The sequence below is a fragment of the Kitasatospora sp. NPDC053057 genome, assembly GCF_044546945.1.
Taxonomy (GTDB): domain Bacteria; phylum Actinomycetota; class Actinomycetes; order Streptomycetales; family Streptomycetaceae; genus Kitasatospora.
In genome coordinates, this window is record NZ_JBITZP010000002.1 from 227434 (window position 1) to 241900 (window position 14467).

Annotated in this window: 10 protein-coding genes; 1 reads left to right on the top strand and 9 read right to left on the bottom strand. The window is 73.7% G+C overall.

All coding sequences use genetic code 11. The features are described 5' to 3' along the window. Window positions 1-118: 118 nt before the first annotated feature. The 7 genes from trxA to ACIG5E_RS03690 all read right to left on the bottom strand — a co-directional run bounded on the left by trxA (window position 119) and on the right by ACIG5E_RS03690 (window position 10933). On the bottom strand, window positions 119-445 hold the full coding sequence (trxA, locus tag ACIG5E_RS03660; protein ID WP_030278258.1) for a thioredoxin: 327 nt from the start codon (window positions 443-445) through the stop codon (window positions 119-121). A gap of 131 nt (window positions 446-576) precedes the next feature. After that, window positions 577-1542 carry a thioredoxin-disulfide reductase gene (gene trxB / locus ACIG5E_RS03665; RefSeq protein ID WP_396531235.1) on the bottom strand — a complete coding sequence of 322 codons (966 nt, stop codon included), beginning with the start codon at window positions 1540-1542 and terminating at the stop codon, window positions 577-579. Between the two features lie 194 nt (window positions 1543-1736). Then, window positions 1737-2702, bottom strand: a complete 966-nt coding sequence (locus ACIG5E_RS03670) for an anti-sigma factor family protein (protein ID WP_396531237.1) — start codon at window positions 2700-2702, stop codon at window positions 1737-1739. Then, window positions 2699-3466 (bottom strand): RNA polymerase sigma factor SigM, encoded by a 768-nt coding sequence (sigM, locus tag ACIG5E_RS03675; RefSeq protein WP_396531238.1) that lies wholly within the window; start codon window positions 3464-3466, stop codon window positions 2699-2701. The genes ACIG5E_RS03670 and sigM overlap by 4 nt, the downstream gene beginning before the upstream one ends. A gap of 43 nt (window positions 3467-3509) precedes the next feature. Continuing rightward, window positions 3510-5570: a protein kinase family protein gene (locus tag ACIG5E_RS03680; RefSeq protein ID WP_396531239.1), complete on the bottom strand. Its 2061-nt coding sequence runs from the start codon at window positions 5568-5570 to the stop codon at window positions 3510-3512. A 304-nt stretch (window positions 5571-5874) separates the two neighbouring features. Next, window positions 5875-8349, bottom strand: coding sequence for a murein biosynthesis integral membrane protein MurJ (murJ, locus tag ACIG5E_RS03685; protein WP_396531240.1), 2475 nt, complete (start codon window positions 8347-8349; stop codon window positions 5875-5877). A 58-nt stretch (window positions 8350-8407) separates the two neighbouring features. Beyond that, a complete protein-coding gene (locus ACIG5E_RS03690; protein WP_396531241.1) occupies window positions 8408-10933 on the bottom strand; it encodes a DUF6049 family protein in 2526 nt (841 codons plus the stop codon). Window positions 10934-11295: 362 nt separating this feature from the next. Between ACIG5E_RS03690 and ACIG5E_RS03695 the strand changes: the two genes are divergently transcribed. Further along, on the top strand, window positions 11296-12720 hold the full coding sequence (locus tag ACIG5E_RS03695; protein ID WP_396531453.1) for a CCA tRNA nucleotidyltransferase: 1425 nt from the start codon (window positions 11296-11298) through the stop codon (window positions 12718-12720). Between the two features lie 63 nt (window positions 12721-12783). Here ACIG5E_RS03695 and ACIG5E_RS03700 read toward each other — a convergent pair whose 3' ends face one another. Both ACIG5E_RS03700 and ACIG5E_RS03705 read right to left on the bottom strand, forming a co-directional pair. Then, window positions 12784-13776 (bottom strand): hypothetical protein, encoded by a 993-nt coding sequence (locus ACIG5E_RS03700; protein ID WP_396531242.1) that lies wholly within the window; start codon window positions 13774-13776, stop codon window positions 12784-12786. Window positions 13777-13811: 35 nt separating this feature from the next. Then, complete coding sequence (locus ACIG5E_RS03705) at window positions 13812-14450, bottom strand: hypothetical protein (RefSeq protein ID WP_396531243.1); 639 nt, start codon at window positions 14448-14450, stop codon at window positions 13812-13814. Window positions 14451-14467: the final 17 nt, after the last annotated feature.

Genomic DNA, 14467 nt, shown 5'->3' on the forward strand with positions numbered 1-14467 from the left:
CGGGGGGGGGGGGGGGGCGGGGGGGGGGGGGGGGGGGGGGGGGGGGGGGGGGGGGGGGGGGGGGGGGGCCCGCGGGGGGCGCCCCCCCCCGCCGCCGTTCGACCGGTGACCGGTGGACCTAGATCAGGCCGTCCAGCTCGCGCAGCAGCGCGGCCTTCGGACGGGCACCGGTGATCTGCTTCACCGGCTGGCCGCCCTTGTAGAGGATCAGGGTCGGGATCGAGATGACGTTGTACTCGGCGGCGGTCACCTGGTTGGCGTCCACGTCGAGCTTGGCAACGGTCAGCTTGTCGCCCTGCTCGGCCGCGATCTCCTCCAGGATCGGGGCGACCTGGCGGCACGGGCCGCACCAGGTGGCCCAGAAGTCGACCAGTACGGGCTTGTCGCTCTCCAGGACGTCGGACTTGAACGTCGCGTCGGTGACGGTGGTGGTGGCGCCGGCCACGGGAACTCCTCGGGTTAAGGACGGAGGGGGCTGCTGCCAGGTCAACAACGGGCGGGCCCGTTCTGTTTCTGCCTGGCCGGGGCGGGGGTGTTTCACGTGAAACGCCCCCGCGGGTTCGCTCGGGGCGAGGGTCAGACCGCGACGGCCGCGGCCTTGTTCTCCGCGTCGTCCAGCGCGGCCAGGTAGCGCTCGGCGTCCAGCGCGGCGGAGCAGCCGGTGCCGGAGGCGGTGATGGCCTGGCGGTAGGTGTGGTCCACGACGTCGCCGGCGCCGAAGACGCCCTCGATGTTGGTCCGGGTCGAGGGGGCGTCGACCTTCAGGTAGCCCTCGGCGTCGAGGTCCAGCTGGCCCTTGAACAGGTCGGTGCGCGGGTCGTGGCCGATCGCGATGAACAGGCCGGTGACCGCCAGCTCGCGGGTCTCGCCGGTGGTGGTGTCGCGCAGGGTGACACCGGTCAGCTTCGGGTCGCCGTGGATGGCCTCGACGGCGCTGTCCCACTCGAAGCGGATCTTCGGGTCGGCGAAGGCGCGCTCCTGCATCGCCTTGGAGGCGCGCAGGGTGTCACGGCGGTGGATGATCGTGACGCTCTTGGCGAAGCGGGAGAGGAAGGTCGCCTCCTCCAGGGCCGTGTCGCCGCCGCCGACCACCGCGATGTCCTGGTCGCGGAAGAAGAAGCCGTCGCAGGTCGCGCACCAGGAGACGCCGCGGCCGGAGAGCTTGTCCTCGTTCGGCAGGCCCAGCTTGCGGTGCTGGGAGCCGGTGGTGACGATCACGGCGCGGGCCTTGTGCACGTAGCCCTCGGAGTCGGTGACGGTCTTGATGTCACCGGTGAGGTCGACCGCGACGATGTCGTCCGGGATCAGCTCGGCGCCGAAGCGCTCGGCCTGCGCCCGCATGTTGTCCATCAGCTCGGGGCCCATGATGCCGTCCCGGAAACCCGGGAAGTTCTCGACCTCGGTGGTGTTCATCAGTGCACCACCGGCGGTGACGGCCCCCTCGAAGACCAGCGGCTTGAGGGAGGCACGGGCCGTGTAGAGCGCGGCCGTGTACCCGGCCGGGCCGGAACCGATGATGATCACGTTACGGACGTCGCTCACTGCTTCTCCTGGTTCGCATCGCGACCCGCGTTTGCTGCGGGGAGGGCGGTCCTGCTCCGCCGCCCGGGACAACGACTGACCAGTCTCTCGCATTCCCAGGCGGATCAGTACCAGGTGCCCGAACTCCGGAAGCGGCGTGGCGTCCTGGTCGTCGATCGCATGGGAACGGCCGACCGGTGGCTGGGAACGGTCGCTCAGCGGCCGGGGACGGTCCGCTGCAGGACGACCGGGCCGCAGTCGGAGGAGCGCAGGTAGACGTCCACGAAACCGGGCCGGCCGGGGGTCGGGTAGACCAGGACGTCGACCGGGGAGCCCTGGTAGCTGCCCCGGTCGGTGGCCAGCGGGGTGCCCGGGGCGGGGGCCTGGCAGGCGGCGGGGGAGGCCGGGGCGGTCGGCGAGGACGGGCCGGAGAGCTCCGGCCGGGCGCCCTCGGCGGGGGCGGCGCCGGACTTGGCCGGCCCGGTGGCGCGCAGTCCGGGCTCGGCGCCGGAACGCGCCAGCAGCTGCTGGACCTGCGCGGCGAGTCGGTCCTCCCGGTAGACGGTGCCGGGGCCCGTCAGGTGCGGGGTGCGGGCGCTCTGGTCCTCGGGCACACCGACCGAGGCGGCCGAGGCGGCTGAGGTGCCGGAGCCCTCGGAGTGGTCCAGCAGCAGGGCTCCGCCGAGCCCGAAGGCGGCCAGTGCGGCGGCCGCGCCGAGCAGCACGGCGAACCGCCGGCGGCGGGGCCGGGGCCGGCCGGGGCCGGACGAGGCGGAGGGCGAGGTGGGGCGGGACGGGGGCGCCGAGGGCGCCGGAACGGCCTGTACGGGTGTGGCCGGGGCGGCCGTCCGGCGGGCGGTGGCGGGGGCCTGCCTAGGGCTCTCCCGCGGGTGCTCCGCGGTCCCGGCCGCGGAGAGGTCGGTGCGGGCCGCCTCGGCGAGGGCGGCGTCCAGCCGGGCGGCGACGTCGGCGGGCATCGGCTCGGGCTCGACGGCGCCGAGCAGCGCCTGCACCTCGGCCAGGGCGTCGGCGGTCTCGCGGCACTCGGCGCAGCCGTCGAGGTGCCGGTGCAGCGCCCGGGCGGCCTCGGCGGGCTCGACCAGGCCCTCGGCGAGGTCGGCGAGTTCCTCGACGGAGGGGTGGGCGTCGGCGGGCTCGGGGGAGGAGAGGGGGGCGGTCATCGCGTGCTCGCATCTCCTTCCAGCATCGTGCGGCCGGTGCTCGGGCCTGTCCCTGTGACGGTGCGGGGGCCCGTCGGGTTCCCCTGGGCGTCGCGACGCGGCGGCGGGGCCGCTCCGGGCGAGCCGGACGCCCCGCGTCCCGGTGTCCCGCGCCCCGCTGTTTCACGTGAAACACCTCGTTCGCCGCGCGCCCCGTCGTCCGTCTCGCGCAGGTGCCGGACCAGCGGCAGCAGCCGGGCCCGCCCCCGCGCGCAGCGGCTCTTCACCGTGCCCACCGGGACGCCCAGCAGCTCGGCGGCCTCGGCGACGGGGTAGCCCTGCATGTCGACCAGGACCAGGGCGGTCCGCTGCTCGGCGGGCAGTTGGGCGAGGGCCGCGGTCAGCTCGCGGTGCACCTCGGCCCGGACCACCGGGGAGTCGGCCGGCTCGGCGGTGCCGACCAGGCCGTCCAGCCGCTGCGGGTCGTCGTCCAGCGGGGTGGTGCGCCGGGTGGCGCTGCGCCGGGCGCGGTCCAGGCAGGCGTTGACCACGATCCGGTGCAGCCAGGTGGTGACAGCCGAGCGGCCCTGGAAGCCGGGGGCGGCGCGGAAGGCGGAGACCAGGGCGTCCTGGAGGGCGTCCGCGGCCTCCTCGCGGTCCCCCAGGGTGCGCAGGGCGACCGCCCAGAGCCGGTCACGGTGGCGGTTCACCAGCAGGCCGAAGGCCTCCTGGTCACCGGCGACGTGCCGGGCGAGCAATGCCGCGTCGTCCTCCGCCACTGTCACCCCTTGACCCCTTGCCGTCGTGTCCGGTGCGCGGGCCGTGCGGTCAGCCGGAGACCTTGACCTCGGCGACGTGGCCGCGGTACCTGCCGTCGGAATCCTTGTTCAGAGAGGTCAGCCAGATCAAGAGGTAACGCGTGGTGACCGGGGAATCGAGGGTGTAGTCGACATTGACGCCGGACTTCCTGGCGGCGACGACGGTGAAGTTCTCCGGCCTGGCGCCGGTCGGGTTGGCGGCGGCGGCCGCGTTGGGCACCCGCACCTCCGCGGCCTGCTCGCCGTCCTTGAACAGGACGTTCACCGAGGAGACCGACTGCGGCGAGCCGAGGTCGATCATCAGCCCGGTGCCCGGCTTGAGGGCGGGCGGCTTGGGGCCGAGCTGGTCGACGTACCAGCCGGTGGTCCAGGCGGTGTTCGGATCACCGTCGATGGCGTTCTTGACGCTGTCGGTGCCCTCGGGCCCGTCGCCCAGCGGGTTGTACGACTCCGCCCCCTTGATGGTGATCACCACCGGGGTGTGCGCCGTCGGGTGGGCGCTCGGCGCGGCGGTGCTGATCGAGGGCTGCGGGTTGGCGACGACCTGACCGGTGTTGCGCAGGCTGCCGACGAACTGCCAGGAGGCGACGCCGATCGCGCCCAGCGCGACCGTCCAGGCGGTGGCCTTGACCACCCGGCGCAGCCGGCGCTTGGTGCGCCGGGCGGCGGTCGGCCGGGAGGAGGCCGGCAGCGGGGGGACCGCCGTGTCGGCGACCCGGGTGGGGTTGGGCGCGGTCGGCAGGGCGTGGGTGTTGTGCCGGGGCGGGGTCGGGAAGGCCGGCAGCTCCGGCTCGGGCTGGCGGATCCGGGGCATCTGCGCGATCGCCCGGACCAGCTCCTCCGGGGTGGTGATCGGCTCGGCGTGGTGCGGCGGGTGGTCGAACAGGGTGCGCGCCGCGAGCTCGGACAGGCCCTTGTGGACGCCTGCCCGGACCTGGTCCGGAGCGGCGTTCTGCAGGCCCTTGGGCAGCCCGTTGAGGTCGTAGCGGTCCTCGGGGTACGGCCAGCGGTGGGTGAGCGCGGCGAACAGCAGGGCGCCGATCGCCCGGGTGTCGGTGCGCTGGGCGTCCTCGGCGGAGTCCTCCGGGGGCAGCCCGCGCAGGGCGGCGTCCACCGCGATGCCGTTGATCCGGTACTGGCCGCTGTCGGTGCGCAGCACGCAGCGCGGGGTGAGCCGCAGGTGGGCCTGGCCGCGGCGGTGGGCGGCGGCGACGGCGTCGGCGACCTGGCGGACCATCTGGTACGCCTCGTGCGGCTCCATCGGGCCGTCCGCGAGCAGCTTGGCGAGGTCGGAGGCGTGCGGCAGCCACTCCCGCACGACGAAGACCAGCTCGCCCTCCTGGACGGCGTCCAGCACCTGGACGAAGCGCGGGTCGCCGAGCAGGGCGGCGGACTTGGCGGCGGCCAGCACCTTACGGGCGCGCTGGTGGCCGGCGGCCATCAGGTGGACGCCGACGGCCCGGCGCAGCTTCTCGTCGACGGCGCGCCAGCTGCTGAAGGTCTCGGTCTGGGAGATGCACTCCTCGAGCAGGTACCGGTTGCCGATCTTGTCGCCGCTGTGCCGCATCGGCGCGGGGAGGGTGCGCGGGAGGGTGGCGGTGTCGCGCGGGTCGACCGTGGGCTGGGGGTCGGTCGGGCGGCGCTTGTCGGAGGCGGCCTCCGGCGCGGCAGCGGGCGTCTTCCGCGGGGTGCCGGCCGCCAGTTCGGCGGCGATCTCGTGGACCGAGAGCGGGGCGGTGATCTCCGAGGTCTCCTCGCTGACGGAGGCCTCCCGGGCCGGCTCGGCGTCCCGGTCGTCGTCGGCCGGGGCGTCCTCGACGTCGGCCTTGGAGGCGGCTGTGGATCCGGCCGTGGATCCGGCCGTGGAGACGGCCGTGGATCCGGCTTTGGAACCCGCTGTGGAGCCGGCCGTGGGGGTGTCTGCGGAGGCGTCCGCGGAGGGGGCGTCGGCGGTGCCCGCCGGGGCGGTCTTCCCGCCCCCGAGCTCGTCGATCGCCGCAGCCAGCGCGGCCTCGTCCGCCGCCGCGTCAGCTGCTGACGTGTCGACGACCGCCTTGGTGCCATCAGCCACCGTGGTCCTGCCTCCCCTTGTGTCGCCCCGGCTGAGAGAGTCGCTGGAGCGCGCGGATAGGCCGCCCGGTGCTCCAGGACAATTGTGCCCACTCTTCTCCACCGGGTACGACCGCTGAGACGTCCGCTCGGTTGCCCACGGGTGGAGAGATGTCGTGCAGATCCGACACCGGGCCGCCACCTCGCGGCCCGGGCGTTGCCGGCAGCGGGGGCGGCCCGGAATTCGGCCGGACGGGCGGAGGCGGTGGTCGCCCCGGTTGACACCCGGTCAGGGCTTCCGCCCGTCCGGCCGGTTGACTGGTCGGTCAGCGGCCCAGACGGCCGCGGACCATGCCCAGCATGGCGTTCATCTCCTCGATCCGCAGGCGCTTCGCGATGAACACGAACACCAGCAGCTGGAGGGCGCCGGCCAGGACCACCGACAGCACGCTGCCCGCCCAGCCGGCGAGCACCTGCTGGACCGCCAGGCTGACGCCGAGGCCGACCACCGCGGCCGGGACGCAGGCGGCGGCCAGCCGGCTGTACGTCTTGCCGATCCGCTTGGTGTCCAGCCCGCCGATCTTCTTCTTCAGCTTCGGCACCGCGACCATCACTCCGACGGCGTACGCGAGGCCGTAGCCGAAGGCCATGCCGGTCACCGTCCACTGCGCGGGCAGCGCGACCCAGCAGATCAGCGAGAAGCCGGCCTGGCAGGCGGCCACCCAGACGGTGTTGGAGAACGGCGTCCTGGTGTCCTCGTAGGCGTAGAAGCCGCGCAGCATCACGTACTGGGCCGAGTACGGGATCAGCCCGAGCGCGAAGGCCGAGAGCATCAGGCCGACGTTGGTCGCGTTGTCCAGGGCGGTCCTGCCACCGCCGACCGCGTAGATCGAGCGGCCGATCGCCGGGCCGAGCGCCAGGAACAGGAAGGCCCCAGGGACGACCGCCACCGCGGTGGTGCGCAGCCCGTACGACAGGTCGTCGCGGACGGCTCCGGCGTCCCCGTCGGCCGCCGCCCGGGAGAGCCGGGGGAGCACCGCGCTCATGATCGAGACGGTGATGACGGCCTGCGGGAGCTGCCAGATCAGCAGGGCGTTGGAGAAGGCCGACAGGCCGACACCGCCGTGGCCGCCCTGTTCGGCGGCGCTGCCGGCCGCGGTGGCCAGCTGGGTGATGACCAGGTAGCCGGCCTGGTTGGCGAGCACGAAGAAGAAGGTCCACTTGGCCAGCCGGGCCGCCTTGCCCAGGCCGTGGCCGCGCCAGTCGAAGCGCGGCCGGAAGTGGAAGTCCGCGGCCCGCAGGTACGGGACCATCGCCAGCGACTGGACGACCAGGCCGAGCAGGGTGCCCAGGCCGAGCAGCCGGACGCCCTCCGGGGAGATGTTCTCCGGGGTGACCTGGGTGCCGTTGTAGCCGCCGTAGACCCAGATGTACGCGCCGAAGGTGAAGATCACCACGATGTTGTTGAGGACCGGGGTCCACATCATCGCGCCGAACCGGCCGCGGGCGTTGAGGATCTGGCCCATCACCACATGGACGCCCATGAAGAAGATGGTCGGCAGGCAGTAGCGGGCCAGTGCCACCGTGGTGTCGGCGCGGGCCGGGTTGGTCATCATCGGGTGCGCGATCAGCTGGACCAGCAGCGGCGCCCCGATGACCGCCAGGAACACCACGCCGCCGAGTCCGACCATCACCAGGGTGAGCAGCCGACTGGCGTAGGCGGTGCCGCCGTCCTCGTCGTTCTTCATGCTGCGCACCAGCTGCGGCACGAAGACCGCGTTCAGCGCGCCGCCGCCGATCAGGATGTACAGCAGGGTCGGCAGGGTGTTCGCCGCGTTGTACGAGTCACCCATCACCGCGATGCCGATCGCGCCGGCGATCACCATGGTCCGCAGGAAGCCGGTGCCGCGGGAGACCAGCGTGCCGGCCGCCATGATCGCGCTGGAGTTCAGCAGGCTGGCGACCTTGCCGCCGCCGCCCGCCGCCGGGGCGGGCGCGGCCGCGGGCTGCGCGGTCTGCTCCTCGGTGAGGTCCGCGCGCGGTTCGACCGCCGGGGGCACCGCGACGGCGGCCACCTGCATGGTGGCCTCGTCCTCGGAGAGCGGCGGGTCGAACTCGATCGGCGGCACGAAGGGGCGCCGGCCGTCCGGGTCGCCGTGCTGCGGCTGCCCCGGGTAGCCGCCCATCGGCGGGTACGGCGCGGGGGCGCCCGGCGGCACCTGGGCGGCCGGGGGCATCGGCGCGACGGGCTGGACGGGCTGGACGGGCTGGACGGGCTGGACCGGACCGGGCTGGGGCACCGGCTGCGGGCCGGCGGCCTCGCCCTGGCGGCCGCCGAACAGCGCGTCCACCCCGACGTACTCGGTGGTCTCGGTGTCCCACGCGGAGTGCGCCGGGCCCGGCTCCCACTGCGGCTGGGGCTGCTCGCCGCCGCCCCACTGGGCGGCCGCCGGACCGGCCTGCTGCGGCCAGCCGGCCTGCGCCGGGGGAGTGTCCCAGCCGGGCTGCACGGGCGGCACCGGCGGCGAGAACGGCGTCGACGGCACCGGGGTCGGGTAGCCGCCGCCCTGCGGCGGAAGCTGCGGCGGCACGTCGTACGCGGTGGCCGGCGGCGGCGCGGCGGCGGGCCGCCCGGCCTGCAGTCCGTACGGGTCCTGGCCGTCCTGCTGGGTCCCGTACGCCTCTGCCGCGTACGGGTCCTGGGCGTAGGTATCGGCCACGTACCAGTCGCCGGACGGCGACTCGGCGCCCGGCCGGCTCTCACCGCGGCCCGGCGGCCGCTCCTCGCTGCGCCCGGTCATGTCACCTCTTCGCTGTCGTGGGGGGTGGCCGGCCCGGCGTTGCGGGGGGTCGGCGGTATCAAGGACCAACCTTCTCATCACCGGCGGTCCGATCCCGGCCATCCGGGCTGCTGGCGCGCGGTGTCTGCGCGGGACCGTCGGCCGTGGAGTCGTCCTCGGCCTGGTCCGGCACCGCGGCCTCGGGCTCCTCCGGCTCGGCCTCGGCGGCGCCGTCCGGGCCGTCCGGGCCGTCCGTCGCCGGGCCGTCGCCGACCGGCTGGTCGCCGTCCTCGTGCGGCTGACCGCCGCGCCGCTTGCGCTGGCGGACGAAGCGCAGCGCGGCCAGCACCAGCAGCACGGCGGCGCCGGCGAAGACGTACAGCACCCCGTTGGTGACCGAGGTGACCTCGACGGTGAACACCTTGGGGTCGCCGTACGGCTTCGAGTCGGGGCCGGTGGTGTACAGCTGGGCGATCACGGTGACCGGGCCGTTGTTGCGGGCCTCGGCGTTGAAGCGCAGGGTGACGCTCTGCGAGGCGGGGAGGACGAGCTCCTCCGGCTTGCCGACCTGCAGTCTGTTCGGCTGGTTCGAGATGAGCCGCAGCTGCAGGTTGGTGACCGTCTGGGTGAGGTCGTTGCGCACGCTGACCTGGAGCTGGCCGGTGTTCCCGGCCAGGGTGACGATCTTCTTCTTCGGCACCTGGACGGCGTCCCTGAGCTCCGTCAGGTACGTGTCGACGCCCTGGCGGTAGTTCTCGCCGGCCGGCGTCTGGGGGCGCCACTCGGTGGACAGCGAGCGGACCATGGCGGCGCTGAACGGGCCGCGCACCCGCTGCGGGAGGGTGAGCACCCGCATCAGGGTGTCCAGGTTCCGCTGGATCTTGTCGGTGAGGCTCAGGGCGTCGGCCGGCAGTTCGGAGGCCCGGGCCTGGGTCGGGTAGTCGGCGGGCGACGGGACGGTGGTGTTGGCCTTCGGGTCCGGCGCGGACTGGGCCAGTGCGTCCAGCTTCACCGGGGTCAGCCACTTGTCGGACGCGGTCTGCAGCGCCCCGGCCAGTACCTTGGCGGTGGCGGCGGTCATCTCGCGCGGCGGCATGACCAGCAGGCCGCGCTGGTTCTGCGGCTGCTCGTGGGTGATCGTGAAGGTCTCGGCCAGGAAGCGCTGGGTCGCGTCGGTCTGGTCCTTCGGGGCGCTCAGGTCCTTCTGGAAGAGCGAGGAGACCGTGTCGTCGGCGACCACGGCGCTCTGCCCGTTGCCGATCGGGCGCACCGCGGTCGGGGTGTAGTTCACCGACTCCGGCTCCGGCATGCTCGCGCCGTTGACCAGCACCAGGCTGCTGCCCGCCTGCCGGGCGATGCCGGCGATCTGCTGGTCGAGGTAGCCCTGGTACGGCCAGGCCACGTCGGAGCGGGTGTCCACGGAGAGCCGGCCCTCGACGGTCAGCCGGCCGGCGGTGGCCGCCTTGTCCAGGGCGGTGTCCATGCCGGTCAGGTCGGCGCCGTTGTGGGCGATCGAGGCGAGGTCCGGGTCGGCGTACGGCAGCGCGATGACCTGGCTGCCCGACTTGGCGACGGCTGCGCGCAGCTTGTTCAGCCAGGCCTCGGCGGCGGGCGAGGCGTCGTGCAGGACGGTGTTGTCGTCCTTGGCGGACTTGCCCGAGGCCTCGCTGCCCGGCTTCTGCACCCGGTACTTGTTGGTCATCGCGAACGCGGCGTCCAGCAGGTCCGGGTCGATCACCCAGGTCAGCCCGGTCAGCTTGGAACCGGTGTCGACCAGTTCGTACAGCCGGCCGCCCGGCGCGAACTCGGTGGCCAGGCTGTCGTCGCGCAGCACCGGGAGGGTCTGGTCGTTGTCGGCGGCGGTCTGCGCGGCCAGTACCGGCGCGTGCACCAGCGGCCAGAGCGTGGTGACCTTCGTCGGCTGGGCCTCGGTTCCGCCCTGGGAGTAGGGCAGGAAGGTCCGGGCGATGCCCAGGGCCCGGTCGCGCGGGTTGTCGGCGGTCGAGCCCCAGGCGTCCACCGCGAGCTCGTAGACGCCGTTCTCGGACAGCCCGAGGTCGCTCACCGCGACGCTGAGGGTGTACGGCAGGCTCTGGCCCGGCTTCAGCTCCGGCAGCGCGTACTGCGGGCTGTCCAGCTCCGTGCCGTCGTCGCCCCTCGGGGTGGTGCGGGCGGCCACGCCCTGGAGCTCGCTGCGCCGCTGCAGGGGCTTGCTGGAGACCGGCTTGCGGACCGCCGCGTGGGCGTTCTTGAGCGCCGACCTGCCCGAGTTGGTGACGTGGCCGGTGATGGACACGGTGCCGTTCGGGACGGCCAGCTGCGGGGTCACCGTCTCGATGGTCAGCACCACGGGGTACTCCGCGGTGGCCGCGGCGTCGGCGGCCGGGCGGATGTCGCCGCCGGCCGGCAGCGCCATCGCGGGGGCGGCCGTGAACAGGGTCAGGGCAGCCGCGCAGGCGGCGGCGAAGCGGCGGGCGAGGCGGCCCGGGCTCCGCCCGTCAGCGGGACGCCCGGCGGGACGTCCGTCGGGGTCCGCGGCCCGTCCGGGCTGTCGGTCAGGCTGTCGGTGCGCCCCCAGGCCCGAGTGCCGTGCCGGCTCACTCACTCGTTTCGCCCTCGCCGTTCTGTTCGATCGCTCGCTGCTGATGCTGTCCGCCCGGCGCTGGTGCCAGACGTTCCCCGCTCGACGTTCCTCGCTCGACGCTGTACGCCGCCCTGCTGCCGCGGAAGGTTCCGTCGGCACGGCGGCACGCGACACCGCATCCCCGGTTCCGGTGTCCGCGATCCGTCCACCGGCATGGTAACGATCCAGCCTGGCGTGCAGTGTTGCGGGCTGTGGGATGAGACGCCCGAAACGCGCGGGCGGTTGACCTCCCGGGGCACGTACCCTTGTGAGCCGTGTCCACTGCCAATGAGTCCACCACGCGCACCGATCGTTCCAGCACCGCCGCCCAGGTCGTCCCAGGGCTGAGCGAGGCCCAGACCCTGGGGCTGCAAGAGCTGCTGCGGGTGTCGCCAGTGGCCGACGAGATCGCCCGCCGGTTCCAGGCGGCCGGTCACCGGCTGGCCCTGGTCGGCGGCTCGGTGCGGGACGCGCTGCTCGGCCGGCTCGGCAACGACCTGGACTTCACCACCGACGCCCGCCCGCAGCAGGTGCTCAAGCTGGTCAAGGGCTGGGCGGACGCGGTCTGGGACGTCGGCATCGCCTTCGGTACCGTCGGCGCCCGCAAGGACACCCCCGAGGGCTCCTTCCTGATCGAGATCACCACCTACCGCTCCGAGGCGTACGACCGCACCTCCCGCAAGCCCGAGGTGACCTACGGCGACACCATCGAGCAGGACCTGGTCCGTCGGGACTTCACGGTCAACGCGATGGCCGTCGACCTGCCCGGCCGCGGCTTCGTCGACCCGCACCGCGGCCTGGAGGACCTGGAGGCCCGGGTGCTGCGCACCCCCGCCACCCCCGAGGAGTCCTTCTCCGACGACCCGCTGCGGATGATGCGGGCCGCCCGCTTCGCCGCCCAGCTGGGCTTCGACCCGGCGCCCGAGGTGATCGCCGCGATGACCGCGATGGCCGAGCGGATCACCATCGTCTCGGCCGAGCGGGTGCAGGCCGAGCTGAACAAGCTGCTGCTGGCCGAGAACCCGGTGAAGGGCCTGCGGCTGCTGGTCGACACCGGCCTGGCCGGGCACGTGCTGCCGGAGCTGCCCGCGCTGATGCTGGAGCGCGACGAGCACCACCGGCACAAGGACGTCTACGAGCACTCGCTGACCGTCCTGGAGCAGGCCGTCGGCCTGGAGCAGGACGGCCCGGACCTCACCCTCCGGCTGGCCGCGCTGCTGCACGACATCGGCAAGCCGCGCACCCGCCGCTTCGAGTCGGACGGCCGGGTCTCCTTCCACCACCACGAGGTGGTCGGCGCCAAGATGACCCGCAAGCGGATGCGCGAGCTCAAGTACTCCAAGGAGCTCACCGAGGACGTCTCGCGCCTGGTCGAGCTGCACCTGCGCTTCCACGGCTACGGCGGCGGCGAGTGGACGGACTCCGCGGTGCGCCGCTACATCACCGACGCCGGGCCGCTGCTGGAGCGCCTGCACAAGCTGACCCGCTCCGACTGCACCACCCGCAACAAGAAGAAGGCGGCCGCGCTGTCGCGCACCTACGACGGCCTGGAGCAGCGGATCTCCGAGCTGCAGGCGCGGGAGGAACTGGACGCCATCCGTCCGGCGCTGGACGGCAACCAGATCATGGAGCTGCTCGGGCTGAAGCCGGGCCCGCAGGTCGGCAAGGCGTACAAGCACATGCTCGAACTGCGGCTGGAGCGCGGGCCGATGGAGCCCGACGAGGCGGTCGCGGCGCTGCGGGCCTGGTGGGCCGAGCAGCAGGGCTGAGACCCGGGCGACGGAACGAGGGGCGGCCCCGGTGCGGGTGCCGCCCCTCGCCCGTGCGCGGGATCACTTGAGGTGCTTGAGGCAGAGCACGTAGTCCAGCGCCGGCCAGTTCGAGTAGGTGCGGGTGTACGAGCTGTCCGACTTGGGCTGCTTCTGGCAGACCTTCTCGTCCGAGGTGTCGAGGTACTTGTAGACCACCTTGTACTGGGCCTTGGAGTCGGTGCAGGGCAGCACGGAGATCTTCGGGTGGTCGGCGCTGGTCCCGTCGTTGCGCAGGCAGTCGCCGGCCTTGGCATCGTCCACCGCGTCGCTCGGGTCGGTCGGGGTGGCGATCGGCGGCAGGGTGATGCTCGGCATGGTGAAGGACGGCATCGGCGGCGGCGGGGTGTAGCTGAAGGTGGGCTGCGGCGACGGCGAGAAGGTGACCGTGTTGATCGGCGTCGGCGAGGCGATCGAGTTGCCGGGGTCGTTCTTCGGGCCGATCACACCGGTGGCGACCAGGATTCCGGTGGTCAGCAGGGAGACCGGCACCAGCAGCATGGCCAGGTGCGGGCGGCTGGTCAGCGGGGCGCCGGGGTCGAGCTGCGGCCCGTGGGTGCCCGGCATCGGCGGCGGCAGCCGCTTGATCCGGTTGTGGGCGCCGAGGTTCATCAGCAGGGTGATCAGGGTCAGCAGCGGCGACACCCAGCTCCACCAGCCCTGGACGAGCGTCCGGGCGGACATGTCGCGCACGGTGGCCGTTCCGCAGGTGCGGCAGAACGGTCCGTGCATCCGCAGCATCCGGAACGCGACTAGCAGGCCCTGGTGGCCGCGGACGGTCGCGCGCACGGCGGGGAAGCCGCCGCAGAAGCGGCAGTGCTCCCCGTCCGCCGGGGCCGGCGGAGGGTAGCCGTAGCCGTAGCCGGCCGGCTGGGCGCCGTAGGGCTGATCCGGCGGCGGGGCGCTCGGGTAGCCGTACCCCGGCGGGGGCGGTGCGCCGTACTGGCCGCCGGCGTACGGGCTCCCGTCACCGGGTGGCGGGCCGTAGGGCGTCTGGGGCGGAGGCGGAACGGACAAGAGGTCCCCCGGGGACAGGATGGTGGCGGAAGATGTCAGGACTTCTTGACCGGCGGGTAGCCGCCGGTGGTGGGGGTCAGCGGGCCGAGGCAGAGCACGTACCGCTTCTTGTTCCAGCGGCGTCCGCTCTTGCCCGAGACGGCACTGGTGGTCTGCGGCGTCTGCCGGCAGCGGCTCACGTCGGTGGTGCCGGTGAACTTCGACAGCACCTTGTAATTGGCTTTGGAATCAGTGCAGTTGACGATCTCGACGTCGCGCGAGCCGCTCACTCGGACGCAGTCGCCGGGCTTGGCGCTGCTCACGCTCGGGCCGCTCAGGAAGTAGCCGCCCGCGAGCACGGCGCAGCTGCCGATCAGCCCGGCGATCCGCAGCTTGGACCGCGCACCGCGCTTGGCGGGGGGCGTCGCGGCCACCGGGGCGGGCTGCGGGTAGCCGTACGGCCCGGCGGGCTGCTGCTGGCCGTACGGCGCCTGCTGCCCGTACGGCGGCTGCGGCTGCGGCTGGGGCTGCGGCGCCTGGGCGTACGGGTTCTGGGCGTACGGGTTCTGCGGGTACGGCTGCGGGGCGGCCGGCTGCCGCCCGTACGGCGGCTGGGCGCCGTAGGCGGGCGGGGGCGGACCGTACCCGGGCGCGGCGGGTGGCGGCGGCCCGTACGGGCCGGTCGGTGTGCTCATCAGTTCGTCCCCCGAGA

What these genes read in the sequence shown, in the direction of transcription:
- ACIG5E_RS03670 (WP_396531237.1), bottom strand. Translation starts at nt 2,702, where the DNA reads ATGACCGCCCCCCTCTCCTCCCCCGAGCCCGCCGACGCCCACCCCTCC.
- murJ (WP_396531240.1), bottom strand. Translation starts at nt 8,349, where the DNA reads ATGACCGGGCGCAGCGAGGAGCGGCCGCCGGGCCGCGGTGAGAGCCGG.
- ACIG5E_RS03705 (WP_396531243.1), bottom strand. Translation starts at nt 14,450, where the DNA reads ATGAGCACACCGACCGGCCCGTACGGGCCGCCGCCACCCGCCGCGCCC.